Below are 24,886 nucleotides of genomic sequence, written 5' to 3' on the forward strand. Positions count from 1 at the left end.
GGTCTGCGCTCGCCTTTCAGCGACAAGTTCCGCCAAGTCGCTGTCGCCGCAACAGGTGTCGCGCGGCACCGTTGAACCGCAGCACCGCCGGCACCGTGACTCTCGACATGAACAACACCCCGACCGTGGCCGCTGTGGCCGTCGAATTCCCGCCCCACCAAAGCAGCCAAGCCCAGGTGATGGCGGCCCTGTCCGATTTCGCCGGACCGGAGTTTGCGCGGTTCACCGCGAGCAGCGGCGTCTCGACACGTCAGCTGGCGCTGCCGCTGTCGCGCTACCCCAAGCTCAGTGGCTTCACCGAAGCCAACGGCGCCTACCTCGACATCGCGCTCGACCTGAGCGAACGCGCGTTGCAGTCGGCCCTGGATCGGGCCGGTCTGGTCGCCTCCGACGTCGACGTGGTGTTCTCGACCACGGTCACCGGGCTGGCCGTTCCCTCCCTGGAGGGGCGGCTGGTGACGCGGATGGGACTCCGGGCCGACGTCAAACGCATCCCGATGTTCGGTCTGGGCTGTGTCGCCGGCGCGGCGGGCCTGGCACGAGTGCACGACTACCTGCGCGCCTTCCCCGAAGATGTGGCGGTGCTGCTGGCGGTCGAGCTGTGTTCGTTGACGGTGCAGCGCACCGATCATTCGATCGGAAACCTGGTGGCCTCCAGCCTGTTCGGCGACGGTGCCGCGGCCGTCGTCGCGACGGGCAGCGGCCGGGCACCGGCCGGGCCGAAGATGCTGGCGACGCGGAGCCGGACCTATCCCGACACCGAGGAGATCTTGGGCTGGAACATCGGCAGCGACGGTTTTCGTATCGTGTTGTCCGTCGAGATCGCCACCGTCGTCGAGAAATACCTCGGTGACGACGTCCGCGACTTCCTGGCCGACTACGGCTTGGTGACCGAGGACATCTCCACCTGGATTGTGCACGCTGCCGGCCCGAAGGTGATCGACGCGGTCGAACAGGTGCTGGATCTTCCCCCGGATGCGCTCGACCGCACCCGAAACTCGTTGCGCGACCACGGCAACCTGTCTTCGGTCTCGGTGCTGGACATCTTGCACGACACCGAAACCGACCCGCCGGCGCCGGGCTCGATCGGCCTGATGATCGCGATGGGGCCGGGGTTCTCCGCCGAACTCGTGCTGCTGAGCTGGTAGCCATGTACTACCTGCTGATCCTGGCGGTCGGCGCCGAGCGTCTGGCCGAGCTGGTGGTGGCCGACCGCAACGCGCGCTGGGCATTCGCCCACGGCGGCATGGAGTTCGGTCACCGCCACTATCCGGTGATGGTCAGCATCCACGCGGCCCTGCTGTTCAATTGTGTGGTCGAGGTGGGGTTGCTGCACCGGCCCTTCATCCCAGCGCTGGGCTGGCCCATGCTCGCCGCCGTGCTGGCCAGCCAGGGGCTGCGGTGGTGGTGCATCGCGACCCTGGGCCGGCGTTGGAACACGCTGGTGATCGTGATGCCGCAGGCTCCGCTGGTCCGCCGTGGACCGTATCGGTGGTTGCACCATCCCAACTATGTGGCAGTGGTGGTCGAGGGGTTCGCGCTGCCGCTGGTGCACACCGCTTGGCTGACGGCGATCGGGTTCACCCTCGCCAACGCGGCGGTGTTGCGGGTGCGTATCCGGGTGGAGAACGCCGCCCTGGGGTACCGGTGAGCGCCACCGATGCTGACCTTCTGGTCGTCGGCGGCGGACCAGCGGGCCTGGCCACTGCGTTATATGCACGCCAGCACGGGCTTTCGGTGATCGTCGTCGAGCCGCGCGAGAACCCGATCGACAAGGCCTGCGGTGAGGGTCTGATGCCGGGCGGGGTGGCCGCCCTGACGTCGCTGGCGGTCGATCCGGCCGGTACGCCGTTGCGGGGTATCGCCTACCTGGACGAGCAGCGCCGGGTCGAAGCACCGTTTCGCGACGGGCCGGGCCGCGGCGTGCGCCGCACCACCCTGCACGCCGCACTAGCCGATCAGGCCAAGCAGCACGACGTCGAATGGGTCCGCAAGCGAGTCGGCGTCATCGACCAGGACGCCCGAGGCGTGACGGCGGGCGGGGTGCGCGGCAACTGGCTGGTAGCCGCCGATGGGCTGCACTCCACGGTGCGCCGGACCGTCGGGATCGCGTGTGTGGCCGGCACGCCGCGGCGCTACGGGGTGCGGTGGCACTACCGGATCCCGGCCTGGTCGGAGTTCGTCGAGGTGCACTGGTCCCGGTGGGGTGAGGCGTATGTGACCCCGGTGGAACCGGATCTGGTGGGGGTGGCGATCCTCTCGCCGCATCGCCCACAACTCGAATGGTTCCCGCAGCTGGCGGCCCGCCTCGACGGTGCCGACCACGGACCGGCCCGCGGGTGCGGCCCGATGCGGCAACGGGTTTCCCGGCGGGTCGCCGGCCGGATACTGCTGGTCGGGGACGCCGCCGGCTACGAAGACGCGCTGACCGGGGAGGGCATCAGCCTGGCCGTCAAGCAGGCGGCCGCCGCCGTGGCCGCGATCGTCGACGACGATCCGGCGGCCTACGAGCGGGCCTGGCCGGCGATCACCCGCCGCTATCGGCTGCTCACCCGGGCACTGGTGCGGGCCGGCGCGATCCCGCCGAGCCGACGGGCGCTGGTGCCGGCCTGTGCGCTGCTGCCCGGGGTGTTCGAACGCGCGGTACACCTGCTGGCGCACTGAGTGTCCGATCGAGGATGGACGCCACGGTCCGGGACACGCCGGCGCCGATCGGGAGGCGCACCGCGGCATCGGGATAGTGGCGGACCTGCAGCCGGTGCCGGCGATGTCGATCCGGACATAGGCCGCGCCGTAGCAGGTTTGCGCCGTCGACGCCGAAGATATGTCGCACTGGCGCCGCCGGCAGTTGGATGACGATGTGGTCGACGACGGCGTAGTTCGGCGCGACCGGTATTGGTTCACATGATGCGCTCTAGGAGCACCTTGCCGTTGTCGGCGGAAACCACTTGTACCGAGGCGATTTGGTCGCTTGGTGTCGAGATGCTGCCGGCCGGTGTGGCGGTGTGCCCAGGCTCGGCCACCCACGTCGCCAGACGGGTCTGGGTGCCGTCACGGTCGACGACGACCAGCGCCAAGGTGTCGTGGTGGGCGGTCACCGGGGCCAGGCAGACGCAGCTCAAGTCGATGACGCTGCCCCAGGGCATGCGGTTGACCGCGACCGTCGAGGCCAACGCGGTGGTGCCCACCTGCGTCATCGGCAACGACGCGTGCTGGGACGACGGCGAAGGATGACCGTCGATGCCGACCAGCACACCGATCCCCAACACAGCGGCCGCGGCACTGGTTGCTGCCCAGGACATCAGGCGGGCCCGGCGGCGTCGTCGCCGCACCGTGCTCAGCAGTGACGGCAGCAGCTCCTCCGGCGGGTGCGCTACTACGGTGCCGTCGGCGATATCGGCCATCGTGGCGCGCTCAAGCTGGGAGAGCAGGGCTGGCACGCCGCTGATCTCGGCGACCGCGTCCCGGCATGCCGGGCAGCCGGTCAAGTGGTCCTCGAACTCGCGACGGTCGGCGGCGGACAGCGAACCCAGCACGTAGGCGGCGTCCCACATCGCGTACGGGTGGTCAGGCCTCGAATACGCGGTCATCGTGTCACCCCCATCTCCTGCAAAGCCAGTCGCAGCGCGCGCACCGCGTAGTGCAGGCGTGATTTCACCGTGCCCTCGGCGATCCCAAGGTCTTCGGCGACTTGTCCGGTGGTCCAGCCCCGGTAGTAGGCCCGCTCGATCACGGCCTGGTGGTCCGTCGATAAGTGGGTCATGGCGTCGGCGATCAACATCCGGTCCAGGGCGGTGTCCACCTCGTCGCGGGTGGGTTGCTCGGGTGTGTCCGATTCGTCGAACACCCCGACGACGTTGCGGAACGCGGCGCTGCGTCGTTCATCGATGATCAGGTTGCGCGCGACGGTGCACAGCCAGGCCCGCGGTGACCGCTCGGCATCGCCGATGACCTCCGGGTGTTGCCAGGCCCGCAGCAGCGTCTCCTGCACGACGTCTTCGGCGCGGCTCCGGTCGCCGGTCAGGCGCAGCGCGTAGCGCCACAACACCGCGGCGTGCTCGTCGTAGAGCGTCTTCATCAGCGCGGCTTCAGGGTCCGGCGGGATACCGACTCGAGGCACGGGTGATCACCTCCTGCCTAGTGACACGGGGTGCGCGCCCGCCGAGTTCATGCGGCACCGCGTGCTAGGAACATCAGTCGGGGATCCAGTTCCCGTGGAATCCGTGCGGCACCCGGCGGGGCAGCCGCACCCGGGCGGCCGGTTTGGCGTCGAAGTCGGCAGCGTCGATGATCACCAGGTCGCTGCCGTTGCGCACCGGGTCGTAGACGTAGCTCAGATACCAGCCGGCCGATTCGTCGGCCTGTCCCGGCGCCGGCGCGAACACCGCTTCGCCGGGCGCACCCGAGAGGCCGTTGACGCCGAACCGGTGGACCTGCGCGCCGCCGTGCGCCAGGTCGTAGCGGACCAGGCTGTCCTGGGAGATCGTGACGGCGTAGCGCGCGTCGGCACCGACCAACCGATCGTCGATGCGGGGGAACTCGATGTCGCGGTCATCGAGCTGGTCCTCGTCGACGACACCGGAGTCCAGGTGGATGGTCCAGCGCCACAGCGTGGCGTCGGTTTCGAAATCGCTGTTGTGTCGCCACATCTCCGGGTAACGGACCGCCTGCAGCACAATCGCATCACCCGAGGGCGTGTCGAACGCGTTGGCCAGATGGAAGACGTAACACGGGTTGATGTCGAACCAGCGCACCGGACCATAGGGGTCGTCGCGGCGCAGCACGCCCAGCCGGGCGCCGTAGTCGTCGTCCCAGCGGTAGGGCAGGTCGCGTTCGTAGCGGCCGGTGAGCGCGATCGCCAGGTTGAACACCAGCGGCAGGTCGAGGAACACGACATGCTCGGCGGTCAGGGCGAAGTCGTGCATCAGCGTCATCCCGGGCACATCGATCGGACGGCGGATGATCAGCTCACCGTCGGCGTTGGCGCGGTAGTAGTTGACGTGCGGGTCGAGGATGTCGCCGTGGCCGAAGAAATGCAGCTCGCCGGTGGCGGGACAGATCTTGGGGTGCGCGGCCATGGAATCGGCCAGCTTCCCGGCAAAGTCGTAGACGCCCAGCGTGTGCAGGTCGTTGGTGATCTCATACGGCAGGGAGGATTCCATCAGCGCCAAGGTCTTGCCCGCGTGGCGGATCACGTGGGTGTTGGCCACGCTGGAGTGCAGGTTGCGGGTGCCGTCGGGGTTGTAGAGCGCCAGCGGCTGCTCGAAGCTTTCGGTGCGCACCCACCGGTTGCGGTACCAAGCCGCCCGGCCGTTCTCCAGCCGGACCCCGTGCACCATGCCGTCGCCGGTGCACCAGTGCCCGCCCGCCGCGCGCGGGTTGGGTCCGTTGCGCAGATACCAGCCGTTCAACTCGGCGGGGATGTGGCCCTCGACGGGGAGGTCGAACGCGGTGAGCTCGTCGGGGACCGGCGCGTAGTTGCCGGTGCGGAAGATCGGGAAGACGGTCTCCGGCGGTTGCAGCACCGCGACCGGGGCGCTGGATTCCGCGCGGTCTGAGCCGCCGTGCGCGGCGACGGTGGCCAGCGGGCGGGCGCTTCGGTGAACGTCGTCGATGGCGGCGATGTCGTCGCGCGTCAACAACGACAGCAGCGCCGGCATCCCGGACAGCTCGGTGACGGCGTCGCGGCAGGACGGGCATTCGTCGAGGTGGTTTTCGAAGTCGCGGCGATCGGACTCCGATAGCGATCCCAGCACGTAGGCGGCGTCCCACATGGCGTATTCGTGACGGGGGGTCGTCATGGCGCCATCCCCATGTCGCGCAGGGTCTGCTGCAGGGTGCGCAGCGCGTAGTGCAATTGGGCTTTCACGCTGGCTTCGGCGATGCCCAGGTCGGCGGCGATCTGGCCGGTGGTCCAGCCGTGATAGTAGGCGCGCTGCAGCAGCACCCGGTTGTCGGAGGACAGCTGCGCCATGGCGTCGGTGACCAGGGTTCGGGCGAAGTCATGCGGCAGGGCGGCCGCGGCCTGCCCGCGGTCGGGTATCCATCTATTGCTGGCTTCGCCTAGATCCATAGACCAGCCTCCCGGAAGAGACACGAGGCAGCGGGGCGTTCGGTTCACCTCTGGTTTGCGCCGGCTTGAGGCCCGCGTTTCCAGTGTGCGCCGCTTGGGCTTGTGGTGGCAGGGGCAGCCGAGTCTTTGACGGGGTCGCTAGTTTCTATCGCGTCGTGGTGACCAGCGTCAGCTCCCAGGCGGCGAGCCACGGCTTGATCGTCTGCGCGACGGAGTACTGATGCGGTCCGTCGCAGGTGGGCTCGGAGTAATCCCCGTTGGACACCGCGGTGAAGATCCCGACGGCTTGCGCGGTGGCGTCGGGCAGGATCTTGTAGACGGGCCCGCCGGAGTCGCCGCAGGTGCCGGTGGCGGTGAACCGGACCTTGTTCTCCTCGGCCGCCACCACCGGCCCGCACATCGCGCCCCCGCTGCGGATCCCGAAATGGCAAAGGGTGTCACCGATTTCGACGTTTTCGGCCAGCCCGGTCACCGGATGCCCGTCGACTTCGGAGCTCAGCGGGATCTTGCCGGGGTGGTCCAAGGTGATCAGAGCGATGTCGTAGTCGTTCCAGCCGTTGCCGTCGTAGACGCTTTCGGTGAAGGTGCCCACGACCGGATACTTGTAGAGCCCGCCGTGGTGCACGGCCACCGTGCCGGGCCCGCCGGGCTTGTTGCAGTGCCCGGCCGCCAGCAGCCCCGGCTGGCCGTCTTTGGTGCGGACCAGGAAGCCCGCGGTGCAGCTGATGTTGTCGGAGCCGTCGGCGGGGGTGACGTTGATACCGATCCCGGGGCCGAGGGTCTTGGCGGTCGGGGTGGGGATCGGGTGGCCGACGGGGTGGGTGTGGTTGACCCAGAACAGGGCGACGAAGATCGCGATGACGCTGATCGCGACGGCTGGGGCGCTGGTGAGCGCGTTGAACAGGCGTTTTGGGGAGGCAGCCATTCAGGTGTGCTCCCGGATGGTCGTCGCGGTTGAATGCACCGACTGTACCGAGGGCTTGGCAGATCACGGCACGAAAGCGATCTCAACGGGACATTTGCGCTCAGGGGGACGCTCGGGAAGGACGAAACGATGACCACCTCGATTCGATCCCACCGCCCAGATGTCGCCCGGGTGGTCGGTCCGTTCGTTCTCACCGTCACTGCCGCCCGGCAGGGCACCACCGTGCATCATCCTGTCGGGTGTCGACGACAAGCACCTCCTCTCACTCGCCGTACTAGCCGTCGGACGGCCCTCTGGTATGCCGACGAGCGATACGACCAAATCAGCCCGCAGCTTTGAATTCGTCGAAGCGTTCCGCGAGTCGTTCCTGGCACGGCCGGTCCCCGCGCCGCTTGGGGAGAGTCAGACCTCGGCCGTCCATCTCCTGGAGACCATGCCGGAGCATGGGGCCGTCGATTTCCTCCATCAGTTCACGGTTGATGCGGACCACATAGTCAGGGGAGATGCCCAGCAAGTTCGCATCGTAGGCCGCGTGATGGATCTTGCAGAGGCTCAGTCCGTTATCGACCGAAGGAACACCGTGCGGCTTATCGTCGCCGATAATGTGGGCGGCGTCGAGTAGCCTGCCGTGTCTGAGAGCGCAGACGGTGCATTGTTGCTCGTAGGCGAGCATGATCCGGCCCCGGAACTCGGGCTGATGCAATCTGTGCTTCATCGCTCGCTCGGCGTATACCCGCTCGATTGGGTTGAGGTGGAGTGGATCTGCCACGGACAGAAGGCTCTCGTCTAATGCGATCATAAAGCGACGGTTCTCGATGTCGTCGGCAACGACATAGGTCGGAAAGATTGGGACAAAGATCCCCGGTCGGATTTTTCGAAGAAGAATGATGGGAAGGCGGAGTTCGTGGGCTCGCCGCATCTTGCGGTTGTCCCCGTCGGTACTGCCCGCGCGATAGTCATACGCGAGCAAAGAATCACTGACATGTTCGTCCGCATACGGACCTTCGGGGCTGGACACAATCGAGAGCGTGGCGGCCATACCCTTGGGATTTCGAATACCTCGACTTTGATCGATGAGGCGGTAGCTTTCACCGCCGATCTGTAGAGATTCCAGTTGGGCACGCGTAACGATGCCTTGCTCGGTCGTCAGCTCAGCGAGACGCTGAAAGATGAGTTGGCGGAGCTGCAACTCAACGGCGCTGTCCATGCCTGAAGTTTCGCATGCAGGTCCGAAATCAATAGATCATTCGGACGCGACACTGACACCCACCCGAAACCACCACTGCGGGTGGCTGATATCGAGCCGGGTGCTTTGGTGGTATCCCGACCATGTCGGTACTCCCGGCGCCTGGCCGCGGTAGAGCCCGCGGGCGGCGGCGACCACCCGCTCGTACTGAGTGGGCCAACTGATGTCGGCCGCGATCTGTTCCAGCGCTCCGCGGTCGCGCCCGAGCGCCCGGTCCACGATCTGCAGCGACGGCAGCGCGTGCCGCTTGTCGCCATTGCAGCGCGGGCAGGCCAACACCAGGTTGGCTAGACCGTCGATTCCGACCAGCGACCAGGGCAGCACGTGGTCGATTGGATTGTCAGGCTGTAAGGCGGTGTCGCAGTAGAAGCATCGCGCAATGTGGCTCTCGGCGATCGACCGGCTGGGCCGTCATGATGGCGATCCTGGCCACGCTGGCATTCGCCGGCTACGTCCCGGCGCTGCCGGTCTCGAAGAACAGCAGGCCCTCACCGCCCGGCGCCGCGATGCCTCCGGGAGCGCGCCGCCCGGCAGCACCGCTGGGCGCCAGCTACAGCCAGAGGTCGCGCCTCAGGCCGGGGCGGTACCGCCGCCTGGCGTGCCGAGGACCTGCTGGAGCAGCGCGACGATGCGCTGCTGTCCGGCCGCGGCCAAGTCGAACTTGGCGCACATCTCCTGGCGCATGCTCGACATCTCGCCCCGCATGTCGACGATCTCGCCTCGCATGTCGACCATGTCCTCGCGCAGGGCGTTGATGCTCGCGGTCGTCGCCCGGCGGAAACCGCGCATCGCACTGACGTCGCGGGCGACCGCACTGGCGAGGTCCCGAAGAGCGGCGACGTCGACTTTGGTGGCCCGCACCTCTTCGCGCAGGTTGCGCACCTGGCCCTCCAGCGCGGTGACGCGCGGCTCGAGGTCGTCAGGCTGCATGGTGGCAGCGTACGCCGGTTTCGGGGGTGGGGAAGCCGTCCACAACCGGCCCCGACCTGTCGGCGCCGCGCGCTACCCTGACCGTGCGTCATGAGATGCCGTCGCCAAGCTCCGACTTGACGGCACGCCAACCCCACGCTCGTGGGTGGCTCGGATGACGACGCGGCCCGCACCAACCGGTGCCGGCAAGAGCGCCCCTACCAGCACGGGCCGACAGCTCGGGAGTGCTGCCATGTCATCACGGCAAGCCTGCGGATCCTACGCTTCCGGACAGTTGATCCACTGGATCCAGCCGAAGAAGTCTCGTGAACCCGGCCAGCCGGTGATCCCGGTGAAAATCGTTGCGGTACAGGATGATGGCCGCGTCGAGCTGGAAGGAAGGGACCTGGCCGTCACGCGCTAGAGTTCGGGACTCACTTTCACTGCCACGACGCACAGGGGTGCTGATCATGGCGGAATTGGAACTGGCGAAGCTGCGCGCGGCCGCTGCCGAACTGGATTGGACGGCACCGCTTCCAAGAGCGCTGCGCCGACGCATCCGAATCCGGAACGGTGGGACTGCGACTGCGAAGCGGTAGGGCGCCGCCAGAATCTCGAGCAGACCCGTCCCGGTCTTCTACGGCCACTATTGGCGACAGGGTTCGCCGGCACCCGGCGACGACTTCACCGAGCGCACCGCCTGCGTGGACTTCAGTGCTGCGAAGGGCGGCGCGCTGACCGCCTACCGCTGGTCGGGGGAGCGCTGTATCCGGCCCGAGAACTACGTGCAGGTCCCATAACCAGGCGATAGCGCCGGCGCCATCCAATTGCGAACCACCCGCACCGTCGGAAAGGCCGGCGACCCACCGGAATCCACCAAGCAGCAGGCGAGTAACCCGCTACCCTGAGGCGCACATGACTTACCCCGTGCGCTACCGACCCGGCGATGCGCTGCTGGCGTTGCACCGCCGCCGCGGCCCGATGGTCGACGCCGGCGTAGGCCGGCACGGCTACGTCTACCTCTTCGGTGCGCAGGCCAACAAGTTCGTCTTCGCCAACTCCGACGCCTTCAACTGGTGGGACGCCTTCCAAGTGCTGGTGCCCGTGGACGGCCCCACCGCGCTGATCGTCAGCGACGGAGCCGACCACCGGCGTCGCCGCAGCGTAGTGCAACCAGCGTTTCATCACCGGCACCTCGCCGCCTACCTGCAGATCATGGCGGCCAACGCCGATGCCGTCATCGACACCTGGCGGCCCGGCCGAACTATCGACATCTCGGCCCAGCTGCGCTCGGCGATCCGGCGCAGCGCCATTGAGTCCCTGTTCGGCCAGCGGATGGCCGGCCACGCCGACTTGCTGGGCGACCACCTGCAGCCGCTGATGGACCTCACTCATCGGCTGCCCCAGGTGCTCAAGGCCGAACAACGGCTGCGCTCCCCGGGCTGGCGGCGCGCCATGGCCGCCCGGGCCCGCGTCGATCAGCTGATCTACGCCGAGATCGCGCGCGCCCGAACCGATCCCAGCGCCGACGACAACGTGTTGGCCGCCCTCGTCGGCGGGCGCACCGAGGACGGCGAGGCACTGCGTGACGACGAGATCCGCGACCAGATCGTGTCGCTGATCGCCGCCGGCTATGAAACCACCAGTGCCGCAATGGGTTGGGCGGTGCATGCGCTGCTGAGCACTCGCGGGGTGTGGGAGACCGCCGACACCGAGGTCCGCGATGTTCTGCACGGCCGCGCCCCCGACGCCGCCGATCTGAAGAACCTGACCTATCTCAACGGCGTCGTGCAAGAAACACTGCGGCTCTACCCGCCGGCGGTGGTCTCCGCCCGCAAGGTCACCTGCGAGTTGTCGTTCGCCGGCCGTCGCATCCGCGCCGGGCGCACCTTGGTGTTCAGCCCGTATGTCACCCATCGACTCCCCGAGCTGTGGGCTGACCCGCTGCGCTTCGAGCCGCGCCGCTGGGATCCGGCCTCCCCGGGGTATCGCCGGCCCGCCCCGTATGAGTTCCTGCCGTTTGGCGGCGGAACGCATCGCTGCATCGGCTCGGCCTTCGCGACGGCCGAGCTGACGGTGATGCTGGCCAGGGTGCTGACCAGAACCCAGCTGCACCTTCCTGACCAGCGCATACGCGCCGGAGGCTACGCGGCACTGCAGCCCCGGCATGGCCTGAAGGTGCAGATCGGCGACCTCCGCTGAATCGCCGCGCCTTTTCGCTGAATGGGACAGCGCTGGCATTTTCCTTAGAGGTATGATGTGGTGTAGACCACGGTCGATCATTTAGTGTGACCTAGACCACAGGAGGACGGTCATGACGGCTTTCTTGAGCGCCTTGGGTATCACCGCGGCCACCGCGACCATCGGCGCCGGCCTGATGGGGCAGCCGACGGCGGCATTGTGTGTCGGCCTGGTCTCGTCGGCGTTCTTCGCCGGCCGAATTTGCTGAATTGTCCAAACAGCAGCAGTCATAGTCACCAGACGTGGCACGCTCATCGGCGTGCCCGTCCCCCTGTCTGAGAACCCGCGATTCGCCAACCCTCCGACCGGCACGTCCACCAAGCACTGATCGACCAGTTGCAAGACGGCGACGTCGTGGTGGCCGGCTACTTCTTGGGGTTCCCGACGAACTGCACCGATGCCCGGTGGCCCGTGCGGCAGGCGAGGGCCGAACTGCTTGGCTTCGTGGCGATCTGAACCGAAGCTACCGCGTCCCCGGAACATAGGTCCGGCACGAATACGTCCCCGGATCACACATCACCGGCAGCGTGGTGCGGCCACCGTAGATGCCCGGCAGATTCCAGGTCGGCATCAGCGGGCCGTCATACCAAGGGTTGGGCATATAGCGGCAGGTGTCGAACGCCGCGCACGGCGGCTGCGGGCCCTCGGCCACCGCGGCCGCCGGCATCGCCAGGCCCAGCCCGAACACGGCCAGTGCGGCCAGCAAGGTCGTGCGCATCGCGGGCTCCTTCTGCTCGGTTACGCCCACCCTCTCACCGGCCACCGACAAAACCGTAGGGTCGAGCGGTGAGCATCGAAGACCGGCTGGCCGCCCTCGAGCAGATCGAGGCGATCAAGGCTCTCAAGCACCGCTATTTCCGGGCCTGCGACGCCAAGGATCCCGACACCTTCCGGGCCTGCTTCATCGCCGAGGGCGCCGACGTCGACTACGGCCCGCTGGGTGGGTTCACCAATGCCGACCAGATGGCCGAGGTATTCCGCCGTATCGCGCTGCACACCGTGGGCGGCAAACACGTCATCTTGGACATGCACCACGGGATGCACCCCGAGATCACCATCACCGGACCCGGTCGGGCAACCGGACGTTGGACGCTGAAGTTCCGCCAGCTCAACCTGATTGAGCGCACCGAGCGGCTGCTCACCGGCGAGTACGACGACGAGTACGTCATCGAAGACGGGGACTGGAAGATGTCACGCTCCCATTTCCGCCAGCTGTGGTCGATGGTGCGCCCACTCGGTGACGCCGCGGTGGAGGCCTGAGATGCCCGACGCACGCATCGCCCTGGTCACCGGTGCCAGCCGCAGCGTCGGCAAGGGCATCGCCCTGGCGCTGGGCTCCGATGGCTGGACGGTCTACGTCACCGCGCGGGGGGAGGGCCCGCTGGACGAGACGGCCCGGCTGGTCACCGAGCGTGGTGGCCATGGCATCGCGGTGCAGTGTGACCACCGCGACGACGCCCAGATCGCCGCGCTGTTCACCCGCATCGCCGCCGAGCAGGACGGCCGGCTGGACCTGTTGGTCAACAATGTCTGGGCCGCGCCCAAAGGGTTCGCCGGGTTCACCGAGAAGTTCTGGCAGCGGCCACTGTCCGACTGGGACACCCTGATCGGGGTGGGGCTGCGCGCCCACTACGTCGCCGCGGTGCACGCCGCGCAGCTGATGGTGGCCCGGGGCAGCGGCCTGATCGCCAACATCTCGTCGTTCGGCACCCGCGGCCACCTGCACTCGGTGCTCTACGGCATGTCCAAGGCCGGGCTGGACAAAATGGCCGCCGACATGGCCGTGGAACTGGCCGGCACCGGGGTGAGCGCGGTGTCGCTGTGGCCGGGGCTGGTGAAAAACGAAGTGATGCAGGGCTTCATGGATAAGGGGCTGGACAACTTCCAGGGCTTCCCGCTCGCCAACGCCGAGACCCCGGAATTCATCGGCCGGGTCATCGTCGCGCTGGTGGGTGACCCCGATGTCGCGGCCCGCAGCGGACACACGCTGATCACCGCCGAGGCCGCGCTGGAGTACCACGTCACCGACATCGAAGGCAACCAGCCCGACTCACACCGCGAACTGTTCGGCGGCGGGCCACTGTATTGACGGTGCGCCAATCCCCAATACACTCGCTGGCGCCATGACCGACAACGCCCTGAAATCCGAAGCAGGCCGCCGCCGAACCTTCGCCGTCATCAGCCATCCCGACGCCGGCAAATCCACCTTGACCGAGGCGCTGGTGCTGCATGCCAAGGCCATCACCGAAGCCGGCGCGGTCCACGGTAAAGCCGGACGTCGCGCCACCGTGTCGGACTGGATGGAGATGGAGAAGGCCCGCGGCATCTCTATCACGTCGACCGCCCTGCAGTTCCCGTACCGCACCGCGCGCGGGCAGGACTGCGTCATCAACCTGCTCGACACCCCCGGCCACGCGGACTTCTCCGAAGACACCTACCGGGTGTTGACCGCCGTCGACTCCGCGGTCATGCTCATCGACGCCGCGAAAGGTCTTGAGCCGCAAACACTCAAGCTCTTTCAGGTATGCCGCCACCGTCGGATTCCGATCATCACCGTGATCAACAAGTGGGACCGCCCCGGCCGGCATGCCCTGGAACTGATGGACGAGATCGCGACCCGCATCGGGCTGCGCCCCACCCCGCTGACCTGGCCGGTCGGCATCGCTGGGGACTTCAAAGGGGTGCTCGACCGCAGAACCGGGAACTTCATCCGGTTCACCCGCACCGCCGGTGGCGCCACAGCGGCACCCGAAGAGCACATCACCGCCGCCGACGCGCACGACGCGGCCGGCGCTGACTGGGATACCGCAGTCGAAGAGTGCGAGCTGCTGAGCGCCGACGGCTCCGACTTCGATCGCGAGCAGTTCCTCGACTGCACCGCCTCGCCGGTGCTGTTCACCTCGGCGGCGTTGAACTTCGGGGTGAATCAGCTGCTCGACGTGCTCGCCGAGTTGGCGCCGCCGCCCAGCGGGGCGCTCGACGACGCCGGCATCCGGCGCCCCACCGACGCGCCGTTCAGTGCCTTCGTGTTCAAGGTGCAGGCCGGAATGGACTCCGCCCACCGCGATCGCATCGCTTTCGCGCGGGTGTACTCGGGAAGTTTCGAACGCGGCGATGTCCTCACCCATGCCGCGACCGGCAAGCCCTTTGTCACCAAGTATGCCCAGTCGGTGTTCGGCCAGCAGCGTTCCACGCTGGACACCGCCTGGCCCGGTGATGTGATCGGACTGGCCAACGCCGCCGCCCTACGCCCGGGCGACACACTGTATTGCGATGTACCCGTGCAGTATCCGCCGATACCGAGCTTCTCGCCCGAGCACTTCGCGGTGGCACGCAACGCCGATCCCAGCAAACACAAGCAATTCCGTCGGGGCATCGAGCAGTTGGATCAGGAGGGCGTCGTTCAGGTGCTGCGCTCCGATCGCCGCGGCGACCAGGCGCCGGTGCTCGCCGCCGTCGGACCGATGCAGTTCGAGGTGGCTGCCCACCGGATGGCCACCGAGATCGGCGCGCCGATCGAGTTGGAGTCGCTGCCGTATCAGGTCGCGCGAATTGTGGACGCCGCCGACGTCGACTTCGTCGGCAGGCAGTCGTTGGCGGAAGTCATGACCCGCACCGACGGTGTGCACCTGGCCTTGTTCTCCAACAGCTGGCGGCTGCAGGGATTCCAACGCGACAACCCCGACGTGCAGCTGCGTTCCCTGGTGGCCGCGGAGGGGTAGCCGGCCTCATCCGCGCAGCCGCACCATCCGCGTCGTCGAACTCTCGTCGAGCTCCACCAGATCGCTGCGCGACCGCAGAAAATCACTGAACGACTTGAAGCCCAACGACTTTTCGCTGAACGACGGGTCCATCCGCTTCATCTGCGCCTTGACCGCCGAGTTATGCAGCCACTCGACGTCGTCCTTTTCCAGGCCGAACTGCAACGCGCGGGTCAGCAGCCGGGTGGCGGCGGCCTGGGGGTCGTGCTGGGCCGGCTCGTCGGCTTGCGTTGTGGCGGTGCGGCGCCGCGCCGGTTCGACGGCCGGCACCCCGGGCAGGGCGTCGTAGTTGACGAAGTCGTCGCACGCCGCGGCCAGTGCGCGGCTGGTCGATCCGGCGACCCCGATCCCGACCACATAGCGGCCCAACCGTTTACAGCGCTGCGCCAGCGGAATGTAGTCGGAGTCGCCGGCGACGATCACCACATGCGTCAGGTCGGGCAGCCGGAACATGTCCTCGACCGCGTCGACGGCTAACCGGATATCGGCACCGTTCTTGCCGTAGGCCGCGGCCGGGAACAGCTGCACCAGATCCACCGCCCGGGCGACCAGTTGCTCGCGGTAGCCGGTGTTGACCTCGGCCGACCAGTCGGCGTAGGCGCGGGTGAGCACCAGCGTGCCGAACGACGACGCGAAGTCGATGATCGCCCCGACATCGACGGTGGCCCGGGCGAGGCGGTCCGGGTGCTGGTCGAGGCCCTTGGCCTTGTCCTTCTGAAAAGAGCTGCGGCCGTTGAGCTGGTCGTAGCGCGAGATCACGATGTTGTCGAAGTCGAGGTAGACCGCGACCCGGGTATCGCCGGATTCCGTCATGGGTCCAGTGTGGGGTATGGGTGGGCCCGGCCGTGGCGGCTTGGGGGATGGGGGAGTTGCCCGGCTATGAGCGACAAGTTGCGGCTGGAGCGAGATTTGTCGCTGATAGGCGGGCGACTGCCCTGATGGTTCGCCGCCGGCGACGTCGCTTACCCGGCCCGGTACCAGCGCGGAATCAACTCCGGATCCGGCAGCGGATAGCGCCCGTAGAACCCGTGCGGATCACCGCGCAACACCTGCGCGTTCTGAATGTCGGCGCGCTGCCGGATCTCGCGCAACCGGGCCCGCTCGGCGCTACGGTGCGCGTGGTAAAGGCGCACCGACCATCGCGCGAGAACAACCACCAGGGCGATCACCGCCGCGGTGAGGATGATCCAGCGCAGCCACCACAGCACCGCGATGAGCACCAGGATGACCAGCCCCGCTCCGTCGCTGTTGGACTGTCTGCGTTTCCCCATGCTCGCGACGGTAATCCGGGGGTGTGACACATCGCGGGCAACTACCGGCCCGGGGATACGGTCGGCAGGCCAACGGCGCCGGCCGCGCAGTACGAGGCCGAGCTCAGGCCTCCCGCAGCCGCAAGGCCAGCCCGGACGCCCGCATCGCCCGGCGATCCAGCGCGGCCCGGATCTCCTCCTCGGACCCGACCACCCGCACCTTGTGCTTGGCGCGGGTCACCGCGGTGTAGAACAGCTCGCGGGTCAGCAGCCGCGACTCAACCGGCGGCATCAGCACGGTCACCACGTCCGCCTCGCTGCCCTGGCTCTTGTGGATGGTCATCGCATACATGCTGTCGACGTCGGAGAGCCGGCCGGTGGCGAAATCCACCGGGCCCGACGCCGTCGCGATCACCGCGCGCAGCCCTTCATTGCGCGCCACCACCACCCCGGTGTCGCCGTTGCGCACGCCCAGCCCGTAGTCGTTGGCGGTGATCAGCAGCGGCCGCCCGGCATACCAATCCGCCCACACCGGATCCCCGGTCTGCTCGGAGACCCAGCGCCGCAGCTGACGGTTCCAGTGATTCGCCCCGTGCGGGCCGTCGCGGTGCGCGCACAGCAGCCGGTGCTCATCGAGATTGCGCAACGCCTCGCGGGCGTCGCCGAGCAGCGCCGCCTGGCGCACCCGCACAGCGTGCGGCACCGCGATCGCCGCCAACGCATCGGCCAGCGCTGCCGGACTTGCCGCGTCGATCCATTCCCGGTGCTCGTCGCCGGAACGCAGCAGCGAGATCACCGTGTCGCCGTCACCGGCGCGGATTGCCGCCGCCAGCTCACCGATCGGCTTCTTGTAGCGGTGCGCGGTCAGCAACGTCGCCACCCGGGTGCCCGGCCGCGCGGCCAGACCGTCCACCAGGTCGGCCAGCACCGCCCCGGCCTCCACCGACGCCAGCTGGTCGGGGTCGCCCACCAGGATCAGCCGGGCGGTCGGCCGCACCGCCTCCAGCAACCGGGCCATCATCGTCAGCGACACCATCGACGTCTCGTCGACCACGATCACATCGTGCGGCAGCCGGTTGCCGCGATTGTGCTTGAACCGCGCCCCGTTTCCCGGCCGCGCACCCAGCAGCGAGTGCAGGGTGCTGGCCTGCAACCCCGCCAGCCGGGCCCGGTCCACTTCGGCGAGCCCGGCCACCTCCCCGGCGACCGCCTCGGTCAGCCGGGCCGCGGCCTTGCCCGTCGGTGCGGCCAGCGCGATCCGCAGACCCGGGCGTCCGGACACCTCGGCCTGCTCGGCCAGCAACGCCAGCAGCCGGGCCACCGTGGTGGTCTTGCCGGTGCCCGGGCCACCGGTCAGCACCGTGACGGCCTGGGTCAGTGCGATCTCGGCGGCGCCGCGTTGTTCGCGGAACTGCGGCGGGAACAACCGCGCGAACGCCGCCGGCTCGGCCGGCTCGGCGTGCGGCGTGGACAGCGCCAGCAGGTCAGCGCAGACCTGCTCCTCCTCGCGCCAATACCGGTCCAGATACAGCAGCCGGTCGGCGTACAGCCGCAGCACCTGCTTGGTCACCAGAGTGCTGTTCCGCACCGCTGCCAGCCACGTCACCGGATCCGGCCACGCCAGCTCCGGCAGGTCGATGCCGGCCGCCACCGTGGCCAACTCCACGCAGACCGACCCGGTGCGCAACGCCCGCACCGCCAATGCAACTGCGAGCGCGACGGTTTCGTCGGCCTCGCCGCCCAGTGCGCACACCCGACGGGCGGTGTGCACATCCGCGGCGTCGAGCACGCCGGCCTCGTTGAACTCGCGCAGCAGGCCGGTCGCAGTGAGGGCCACCCGGCAGGACCACGGATCATCGATGGTCAGGCTCATGCGGCCACTCCCTGATGCAGCAGGTCCGACAGGGCGATCACCAGCGCGGCCGGCGGCTGCCAGCTGAACACCCCGGCGGGATGGCGAGCGAGAATCGGGGTGTCGGGTCCGCACATGCCGCGCACGAACAGATACAGCACCCCGCCCAGATGCCGCTGCGGGTCATAGCCCGGCTGGCGCCACCGCAAAAACCGGTGCAGCACGGCGGTATACAGCAATGCCTGCAACGGATAATCCGAGTGCAGCATCGCCTCGGCCATCCGGGGAAAGCTGTAGTCGGCGGCCGTCTCGCCCAGGTTGTTGGTCTTGTAGTCGACCACCAGATAGCGCTGATCCGGCAGGCGCAGCACCACGTCCAGCGACCCGGACAGATACCCCCGCAGCGACTGGCCACCGAGGGCATCGGATTCCAGCCGATCGGCGTAGCCGGCGAACGGATCCTCGGGGGCCAGGTGCTCGCGCAGCAACGCCCCCACATCGGCGACCCGCACCTGCGGCGCCGCCCCAGGGGAGTCGCCACCGGCCAACGGGATCTCGAAATCCAACTCCCGCAACCGATCCGCCGTTCCGATCTGTCGCAGCGTCAGGCCGTCGGCCAGCGGCCCGAGCGGGGTGTCGTGCAGCGGCACCAGCGCCGTCGCCAGCACCTCGGCGTCGACTCCGATCGGCCACCACGGTTCGTGGACCCGCACCCGTTGTGTCAGCTCAGCGGCCAGATCCCCGGCGAACGGGTCGGCGGTCTCCAGCACCGCGTGCACGAGCGACCCGAACGTCGTGCCGCCGGGCAGATCCGCCATCGGCGAGCGCAGCTCGACGCCGGTGTCGGCGGCCGCCTGCAGGACGGTGACGTCTTCGGATTCGTCGTCGCGGGTGTGGGCCTCGGGCTCACTGTGCACCCCGGCGTCAGTTCGGGCCTCATCGGCGCCGCGGATCAGCGCCGAATAGGAGGTACGCCGCCACCCGGTGTCGATGTGGCGGTGGAAGTGGCGGACCGCCAGTTCACCGGGCACCTCGCGGGGCACCGCCGGCGTCGGCGGCCCGATCACCGACTCCTCCACCACCGGCCCACCCACGGCCTGCCAGCTCTGAAAGATCACCTCGGCGTCGTCGTCGGAGATCCGCGCCGCGCACCGGTCGGGCACCTCGGCCTGCCCCGGCGCCCGGCCGCGCAGCAACCGCGACAGACCGCCGTTGATCTCGTCGCCGGCCGGTGCCCACCAGGCGATCACCTGGGACTGGGCCCGGGTCAACGCGACATAGGTGATGCGGATGTGGTCGAGCGCTTCTTCCAGCCGGTGCAGTTCTTTGACCTGCGCGTCCGGCCGGCCGCCGATGTGCAGGCAGCGCACCTCGGCGCCGTCGGCCCCGACTTCGTGGTAGAGCAGGTTGCCCTTGTCGCCGATGTGGCGGCGAAACATGAAGGGCAGGTAGACGATCGGGAACTGCAGGCCCTTGGCGGCGAACACCGTCATGATCTGCACGGCACCGGCGTCACTGTCCAGGCGGCGGTTGCGCTCGGTGGCGCCGGTGCGGTCTTCACGCTGGCGGCGCAGCCAGTCCCGCAGCGCCGGCAGGCCGAGCCGATCGGCGTGCGCAGTTTCGTGCAGCAGCTGACCGATGTGCGCCAGATCCGTCATGTGCCGCTCACCGCCGCGCTGGCTGAGCACCCGCCGTCCCATCCCGGCGAGCTGGGCGGCCTCCAACACCGCGGCGACGCCGCGTAACCGGACGTGGTCGGCCCACTCGCGCAGCGTTTGGGTGACCCGGTCGGTGAGCTGGTCACCGCCGCGGGCCAGGGATTCGGCGGTCTCGCCGAAGAACATCGTGCAGGCCGCCGCGCGGACCAGCCCGGTGCGGCCCGGCTGGTCGAACGCCTCCAGCAGGCACAGCCAGTCCTCGGCGGCCCGGGAGGCGAACACGTCGGTGTCGCCGGTGTAGACGACCGGGATGCCGAGCTTGGTCAGCGCGTCGCGGCACAACGCCGCATCCTGGTGCTGCTCGACGAGGACCGCGATGTCCCCGGCGCGCACCGGCCGGTCGTCATAGCGGGCGCCGGAGTTCAGCAGGGCGCCGATGTCGGCGGCCAGGTCAGCCGGGATGTGGTTGCGCAGTGGGCCGATCAGCAGGCTGTCGAGGCCCTGCCGGCCCAGGGTGGGCCGCTTGACGACCCGCAGCCGGAACGGGGCGTTGCGCGGCGCCCCGCTCAAGCGATGCCCGCCACGGTGGGCCTCGACCGGCGGCACGGTGATCTCGGGGTGGCCCAACTGCGCGCCGGCCAGCACGGTCTGCAGGCTGTCGACGAGCACCTTGTCGCTGCGGTAGTTGGTGGCCAGGGTGCGCTGGTCGGCGGCGCGGACGGCGGCCAGGTAGGTGTAGATGTCGCCGCCGCGGAAGCCGTAGATGGCCTGCTTGGGGTCACCGATCAGTACCAGCGTGGAATGGCCGGTGAAGGCCCGGTCGATCACCTGCCACTGCACCGGGTCGGTGTCCTGGAACTCGTCGACCATCACGATCTGCCAGCGCCGGCGCATCCGGTCCGCGGCGTCGGAGCCGGTGCGCTGCAGGGCTTCGGCCAGCCGGGTCAGCAGATCGTTGTAGCCGAGGATGCCCCGCCGGCGCTTGCGGTGCGCCAGCTCGTCGAGCACCGCCTCGGCGAACGCCAGCCGAACCCCCGCCTCGGACCGCGGGTCGGGGCCGGCGGGGCGCAGTTGCGCGGCGGGATCTTCGACGACCTGGGTGGCCAGCTCGATTGCTCCTTTGCGGGTCAGCGGCGGGGGGTTCTCGTCGTTGCCGAAATGGGCCAGGTAGTAATCGTCGACGATCTCGGTGACCAGATCGGTGAGGCTTTCCACCAGGGTCGCCGATGAGGCGGTGTCACCGGCGACCCCCAGCGATTTCAGCACCATCGCGCAGAACTGGTGGATGGTCACGATCGTGGCGGCGTCGAAATCGGCCAGCGCGTCCCGCAATCGGAGGCAGCGCTGCGCCGCGTCGCCGGTGTCCAGCAGGTGCGACTCCAGGTCGTTGGTGGGCTCGCGGCGGCTCTCCAGCACTGCCAGGGCGTCAGCGATCTGGTCGCGGACCCGCTCGCGCAATTCCCGGCTGGCCACCCGGCCGAAGGTGATCAGCAGCAGCTGATCCACCGTCGCCACGCCCTCGGCCAGATAGCGGGTGACCAGGCCGGCCAGGGTGAACGTCTTGCCGGTGCCGGCGCTGGCTTCCAGCACCACGGTGGACCGCGCGGTGGGCAGCGGCCCCAACAGATCGAAGCGATTCGTCACGAGAGCACCTCCGCGCTGAGCAGCGGCGCCCACAGCCGCACCGCCAGCGCCCCCAACCGGGTGCCCTCCCCGGTGACCTCCTCGCCCGGGCGGGGGACGCCGAGCAGCGTGTCCAGCGGGGTGTTCGGACCCCACACCTTGATGTGGGCGGCATCGGTGCACTCCCCGAACTTGCCGCCCCAGACCTGCCGGGCCGCCTCGAGCGGGTCCTCGTTCTCGCGCCGGGCCGACGCCCAGGCGCACGATGTGGCCAGCGGTAGCGGTAATGGCTCGCGCCGGCCGGCGTCGTAGATCGCCACCAGAGCAGCGAGCACCGCGGCCGGCTCCGGGGGCGCGACGAGAAGCCGCTGCCGGATGTGGTTGCGGCCCACCCCCCGGCCGATGCACACCGCGCTCCATTGGGTACCGGGGTGTTGGGCGGCCAGTGCCAGCAACGGAATCCAGGACGCCAGCACATGTTTTGCGGCCAGCCGCGAATAGACCACCGTGACGGTGCGGCCGCGATAGACCCCGGACACGGTGCCGGTCAGCCGCCGGCCCGGGAGGTCGACGTCGACATCGTAGGCCTGCGGGTCCCCGACGCGGTGACCGAACGCGGCCTCGGCGAGCGCGCGGGACAGGTCGCGGATCTCGCAGGCGGTGCGCATGCCGAGCCGGCCGGGCGGCAGGGTGCCGCGCCGCCATTCGGCGTTCGCGGCGTCGTCAGGGTGCATGCCGGCGAGCATGTCGGCGAGCATCCGGTCGCCGACCGTCCACTGCTTGAGGCTGTCGATCTCGACGGGCATGGCGTCCTCCACCCCCTCGACGTCCCACGGCAGGGTGTAGTCCAAGGCCCGAAAGTAGCCCTTGACCGGATCCTTGAAGAAGCGCGTCAGCTCATCGAGTTCGACGTCGGAAGCCGGGGGCGGCGGCAGCACCGCGGCGAAGGTGTCAGTGGGGTCGGTGCGTTTCCCGGCGGCGGCCTCGGCGGCGGTCAGCGCCGTCGGGTCGAACGTGAACGGCTGACCGGGTACACCCAGCTCGCCCGGCTGGACGTTACGGATGTCGAAGGGCTGCAACGGGTGCCGCACCACGACGTGGTCGCGAACCGGCTCAGGCGTGGTCGCGTCGAGCGCGTCGAGCAGCTCGGCGAGCGGCACCGCCGGCGGGCGCACCTTGCCGGTGCTCTCGTCGGCGCCGGCGTAGGTGATGACCAGTGTCTCGGTGGCCGCACACACCGCATCGAGCAGCAGTTGCCGGTCTTGGGCACGGACGTCGCGTTCCCCGGTCAGCGGGCGGCGGCACAGCACGTCGTCGCCGTCGATGTGATCGACACGGGGAAACACCCCGTCGTCGAGACCGACCAGACACACCACCCGATGTGGCACCGAACGCATCGGCACCATGGTGCACACCGTCAGCCCGCCGGTGCGGAAGTTCGCCCGGGTGGGCCGGCCGGCCAGGCGCCCGGCGAGCAGGGCCCGCACGTCGGAGAGCTGCAGCGCGGTGCCGGCGTGCGAACCCGCCTCGACCACCACCTCCGACAGCTCCCGCTGCAGCTGGCCGACCTGCCAGCCGTCGTCGATGCCGACCCGGGTCAGGGCGGTCACCCCGTCGATCAGGGCGGTGATCCATTCGGAGAGCGGCCGCGCCCCGCTGAGCGTGTCGGCGGCCGTCTGCAGCCGGTCGACGAACTCGGCGAGCCGCCCGGCCAGCTCCACCCGATTGCTGCCGACATCATCGAGCGGCAGCGCAGTACCCAGCCACGCCCGGGAGTCTTGGGACATCACCACCCCGGTCAGGATCCGGTCCAACCCGAATCGCCAGGTGTTGTGCTGAATGCTGTTGAGGCCGTACGGCTCCCGGTGCGCCGCGTCGAAACTCCACCGCACGTTGGCTTCCTGCACCCACGCGGTGATGTCCTCCAGGTCGTCGTCGGTGAACGCGAACCGCGCCCGCACCGGCGCGGCCTGCGCCACGTTGAGCACCGCGCTGGCGGTGGCGCGGCTGTCGGCGATATCCAGCAGCTGCTCGGCGACCCCCAGCAGCGGGTTGGTCTGGGTGAGCGCCCGGTCGGCCAACTGCACTCGCAGCAGGTGCGCCGGATGGTTGTCGCCGACCAGCTCACCGAGGCCGAAGCCGGCGACGATCAGCGGCGCATAGCTTTCGATGTCCGGGCACATCACCACGATGTCGCGCGGTTGCAGTGTCGGGTCGTCTTCGAGCAGGCCGAGCAGCACCTCGCGCAGCACGTCGACCTGGCGAGCCGGGCCGTGGCAGGCGTGCACCTGAACCGACCGGTCCGTTGGTGTTACCGAGCGCCCGTCCGGGCGTACCGCGTTGGCGGCGATGTCGGCCTGCAGCCACCCCAGCAGCGTGTCGGATTGGTGTGCAGCGCCATGGTATTGATCGCTGGCCGGGGTTGCGGGCAGGGCGCGCTGCAGCTCGCGCAGATCGCGGCCCAGGGTCTGCAGCAGCGGATGGTGGGCGCGGTGCCGGCTTTGGTCGGTGGCGCGCGGTACCGCACCATGCACCCCGCTCAGCGCCCGCCACAGCACATCGGAGGGATGCGGCAGCCACAGATGCAGCTCGTGGTGGGTGGCCAACGCGTCCAACAACTCGATGTCGGTGTACGACAACCGGGTATGCCCGAACAGCGACAGCCGAGCCGGCAGCCCGGCCGCCGCCTTGTGCAGCCGATCGACGGCCTGGCGATGCCGCAGGTGCGGGGGTTCGGCCGGAACCGCTGCGGCCAGCGCCCGCCACAGCGGCGGCTGCCAGGCCAGATCGGAGTCCAGTTGCCCGCCGGCGCCGTCACCGGATCCGCCGTCGAGCCAGTCGGCCAGCATGCCGGGCCGCTCGCGGGCGTAGGAGGCGAACAGCCCGGCCAGCCGCCGGGCGACCGCGTAGCGGCGGCCGCGCCGCACCTGTGCGTCCTCACCGGTGTGGAAATGACCCAGATGGGTTGCCAGCGTGGCACACCAGGGCTCGTCGAGGCTGGCGTCGATCACCGACAGCAGCGGCCAGCTCATCGCCTCCGGTGACCACGGATCATCCTCGGCGGTTCCGGTGATCTCGGCGATCAACGACCCGGGGTTGCGAAACTGGACCCCGGCGCAGACTCCGTCGCCGCCGCAACCGGCGCCGAGCACATGCGACAACCGCTGGGACAGCCAGCGCTCCACTCCGCGGGCCGGCACCAGCACCAGTTCCTGGGTGAACGGGTCCGCCGGCGGCGTCGCCAGCAGCGCGCCCAATCCGACGACGAGGGCGTCGGTGCGTTCGGCCCGGTGCAGGTGCAATCCCATCGCGGCCACCATAAACCGCCACCCCGACAGTGCGGCCTCG

22 protein-coding genes, 2 pseudogenes and 1 riboswitch are annotated in these 24,886 nt (G+C 69.0%); of the genes and pseudogenes, 10 read left to right on the forward strand and 14 right to left on the reverse strand.

From position 1 onward, the window contains the following. Positions 1-107: 107 nt before the first annotated feature. The 3 genes from AC5Y4Q_RS10505 to AC5Y4Q_RS10515 are packed head-to-tail and all read left to right on the forward strand — an operon-like array spanning position 108 to position 2,664. Positions 108-1,148 (forward strand): type III polyketide synthase, encoded by a 1,041-nt coding sequence (locus AC5Y4Q_RS10505; RefSeq protein ID WP_125225437.1) that lies wholly within the window; start codon positions 108-110, stop codon positions 1,146-1,148. Positions 1,149-1,150: 2 nt separating this feature from the next. Then, positions 1,151-1,651 (forward strand): isoprenylcysteine carboxyl methyltransferase family protein, encoded by a 501-nt coding sequence (locus AC5Y4Q_RS10510; RefSeq protein WP_125225430.1) that lies wholly within the window; start codon positions 1,151-1,153, stop codon positions 1,649-1,651. Continuing rightward, positions 1,648-2,664 carry an NAD(P)/FAD-dependent oxidoreductase gene (locus AC5Y4Q_RS10515; protein ID WP_125225431.1) on the forward strand — a complete coding sequence of 339 codons (1,017 nt, stop codon included), beginning with the start codon at positions 1,648-1,650 and terminating at the stop codon, positions 2,662-2,664. Before AC5Y4Q_RS10510 ends, AC5Y4Q_RS10515 begins: the two co-directional genes overlap by 4 nt. A gap of 236 nt (positions 2,665-2,900) precedes the next feature. Here AC5Y4Q_RS10515 and AC5Y4Q_RS10520 read toward each other — a convergent pair whose 3' ends face one another. The 8 genes and pseudogenes from AC5Y4Q_RS10520 to AC5Y4Q_RS10555 all read right to left on the reverse strand — a co-directional run bounded on the left by AC5Y4Q_RS10520 (position 2,901) and on the right by AC5Y4Q_RS10555 (position 9,174). Beyond that, positions 2,901-3,590 carry an anti-sigma factor family protein gene (locus tag AC5Y4Q_RS10520; protein ID WP_125225432.1) on the reverse strand — a complete coding sequence of 230 codons (690 nt, stop codon included), beginning with the start codon at positions 3,588-3,590 and terminating at the stop codon, positions 2,901-2,903. Next, entirely contained in the window at positions 3,587-4,078 is a 492-nt protein-coding gene (locus tag AC5Y4Q_RS10525; protein WP_064921720.1) for a sigma-70 family RNA polymerase sigma factor, read from the reverse strand. The genes AC5Y4Q_RS10520 and AC5Y4Q_RS10525 overlap by 4 nt, the downstream gene beginning before the upstream one ends. Before the next feature lie 115 nt (positions 4,079-4,193). Beyond that, positions 4,194-5,801, reverse strand: coding sequence for a carotenoid oxygenase family protein (locus tag AC5Y4Q_RS10530; protein ID WP_185746665.1), 1,608 nt, complete (start codon positions 5,799-5,801; stop codon positions 4,194-4,196). Continuing rightward, positions 5,798-6,073 carry a sigma factor-like helix-turn-helix DNA-binding protein gene (locus tag AC5Y4Q_RS10535; protein WP_064921721.1) on the reverse strand — a complete coding sequence of 92 codons (276 nt, stop codon included), beginning with the start codon at positions 6,071-6,073 and terminating at the stop codon, positions 5,798-5,800. The genes AC5Y4Q_RS10530 and AC5Y4Q_RS10535 overlap by 4 nt, the downstream gene beginning before the upstream one ends. Positions 6,074-6,218: 145 nt before the next feature. After that, positions 6,219-6,998 carry a S1 family peptidase gene (locus AC5Y4Q_RS10540; RefSeq protein WP_499958891.1) on the reverse strand — a complete coding sequence of 260 codons (780 nt, stop codon included), beginning with the start codon at positions 6,996-6,998 and terminating at the stop codon, positions 6,219-6,221. Between the two features lie 322 nt (positions 6,999-7,320). Continuing rightward, the gene (locus AC5Y4Q_RS10545; RefSeq protein WP_125226026.1) at positions 7,321-8,205 is read right to left on the reverse strand and encodes an HNH endonuclease; all 885 of its coding nucleotides are present in this window, start codon (positions 8,203-8,205) and stop codon (positions 7,321-7,323) included. Between the two features lie 36 nt (positions 8,206-8,241). Continuing rightward, a pseudogene (locus AC5Y4Q_RS10550) lies at positions 8,242-8,616 on the reverse strand (HNH endonuclease domain-containing protein); the annotation flags it as partial. Between the two features lie 198 nt (positions 8,617-8,814). After that, a complete protein-coding gene (locus AC5Y4Q_RS10555) occupies positions 8,815-9,174 on the reverse strand; it encodes a hypothetical protein (protein ID WP_125226028.1) in 360 nt (119 codons plus the stop codon). Between the two features lie 86 nt (positions 9,175-9,260). Beyond that, a riboswitch (SAM riboswitch) is annotated at positions 9,261-9,372 on the forward strand. Positions 9,373-9,448: 76 nt separating this feature from the next. On the opposite strand from AC5Y4Q_RS10555, the gene AC5Y4Q_RS10560 reads away from it, so the two are divergent. The 4 genes and pseudogenes from AC5Y4Q_RS10560 (at position 9,449) to AC5Y4Q_RS10575 (ending at position 11,602) form a co-directional block, all read left to right on the forward strand. Further along, the gene (locus AC5Y4Q_RS10560; RefSeq protein ID WP_268967045.1) at positions 9,449-9,577 is read left to right on the forward strand and encodes a hypothetical protein; all 129 of its coding nucleotides are present in this window, start codon (positions 9,449-9,451) and stop codon (positions 9,575-9,577) included. Positions 9,578-9,779: 202 nt separating this feature from the next. Next, positions 9,780-9,953 (forward strand): annotated as a pseudogene (locus AC5Y4Q_RS10565) (metallophosphatase); the annotation flags it as partial. Between the two features lie 115 nt (positions 9,954-10,068). Continuing rightward, the gene (locus tag AC5Y4Q_RS10570) at positions 10,069-11,355 is read left to right on the forward strand and encodes a cytochrome P450 (protein ID WP_125226029.1); all 1,287 of its coding nucleotides are present in this window, start codon (positions 10,069-10,071) and stop codon (positions 11,353-11,355) included. A 112-nt stretch (positions 11,356-11,467) separates the two neighbouring features. Beyond that, positions 11,468-11,602 (forward strand): hypothetical protein, encoded by a 135-nt coding sequence (locus tag AC5Y4Q_RS10575; RefSeq protein WP_267887740.1) that lies wholly within the window; start codon positions 11,468-11,470, stop codon positions 11,600-11,602. 255 nt (positions 11,603-11,857) lie between these two features. Here the strand turns inward: AC5Y4Q_RS10575 and AC5Y4Q_RS10580 are convergent, their stop codons facing one another. After that, positions 11,858-12,112, reverse strand: a complete 255-nt coding sequence (locus AC5Y4Q_RS10580) for a hypothetical protein (RefSeq protein ID WP_064921006.1) — start codon at positions 12,110-12,112, stop codon at positions 11,858-11,860. Positions 12,113-12,180: 68 nt separating this feature from the next. Here AC5Y4Q_RS10580 and AC5Y4Q_RS10585 point away from each other — a divergent pair, with 68 nt between their 5' ends. From AC5Y4Q_RS10585 to AC5Y4Q_RS10595, 3 genes are read left to right on the forward strand one after another with little or no spacing between them, the layout of a single operon-like run. After that, positions 12,181-12,654, forward strand: a complete 474-nt coding sequence (locus AC5Y4Q_RS10585; RefSeq protein ID WP_125226030.1) for a nuclear transport factor 2 family protein — start codon at positions 12,181-12,183, stop codon at positions 12,652-12,654. Between the two features lies 1 nt (position 12,655). Continuing rightward, the gene (locus AC5Y4Q_RS10590) at positions 12,656-13,483 is read left to right on the forward strand and encodes an SDR family NAD(P)-dependent oxidoreductase (RefSeq protein WP_125226031.1); all 828 of its coding nucleotides are present in this window, start codon (positions 12,656-12,658) and stop codon (positions 13,481-13,483) included. Between the two features lie 34 nt (positions 13,484-13,517). Continuing rightward, a complete protein-coding gene (locus AC5Y4Q_RS10595) occupies positions 13,518-15,116 on the forward strand; it encodes a peptide chain release factor 3 (protein WP_125226032.1) in 1,599 nt (532 codons plus the stop codon). A gap of 6 nt (positions 15,117-15,122) precedes the next feature. Here the strand turns inward: AC5Y4Q_RS10595 and AC5Y4Q_RS10600 are convergent, their stop codons facing one another. The 5 genes from AC5Y4Q_RS10600 to recC form a co-directional block, all read right to left on the reverse strand. Continuing rightward, positions 15,123-15,968, reverse strand: coding sequence for an NYN domain-containing protein (locus AC5Y4Q_RS10600; RefSeq protein ID WP_064920999.1), 846 nt, complete (start codon positions 15,966-15,968; stop codon positions 15,123-15,125). Positions 15,969-16,117: 149 nt separating this feature from the next. Next, positions 16,118-16,426: a hypothetical protein gene (locus AC5Y4Q_RS10605; RefSeq protein ID WP_064921000.1), complete on the reverse strand. Its 309-nt coding sequence runs from the start codon at positions 16,424-16,426 to the stop codon at positions 16,118-16,120. Positions 16,427-16,529: 103 nt separating this feature from the next. Next, positions 16,530-18,278 (reverse strand): exodeoxyribonuclease V subunit alpha, encoded by a 1,749-nt coding sequence (gene recD, locus AC5Y4Q_RS10610; RefSeq protein ID WP_064921001.1) that lies wholly within the window; start codon positions 18,276-18,278, stop codon positions 16,530-16,532. After that, positions 18,275-21,559, reverse strand: coding sequence for an exodeoxyribonuclease V subunit beta (recB, locus tag AC5Y4Q_RS10615; RefSeq protein WP_499958897.1), 3,285 nt, complete (start codon positions 21,557-21,559; stop codon positions 18,275-18,277). Before recB ends, recD begins: the two co-directional genes overlap by 4 nt. Beyond that, complete coding sequence (gene recC, locus AC5Y4Q_RS10620; RefSeq protein ID WP_125225997.1) at positions 21,556-24,846, reverse strand: exodeoxyribonuclease V subunit gamma; 3,291 nt, start codon at positions 24,844-24,846, stop codon at positions 21,556-21,558. The genes recB and recC overlap by 4 nt, the downstream gene beginning before the upstream one ends. Between the last annotated feature and the right edge of the window lie 40 nt (positions 24,847-24,886).

This window comes from Mycobacterium sp. NGS16 (assembly GCF_059813225.1).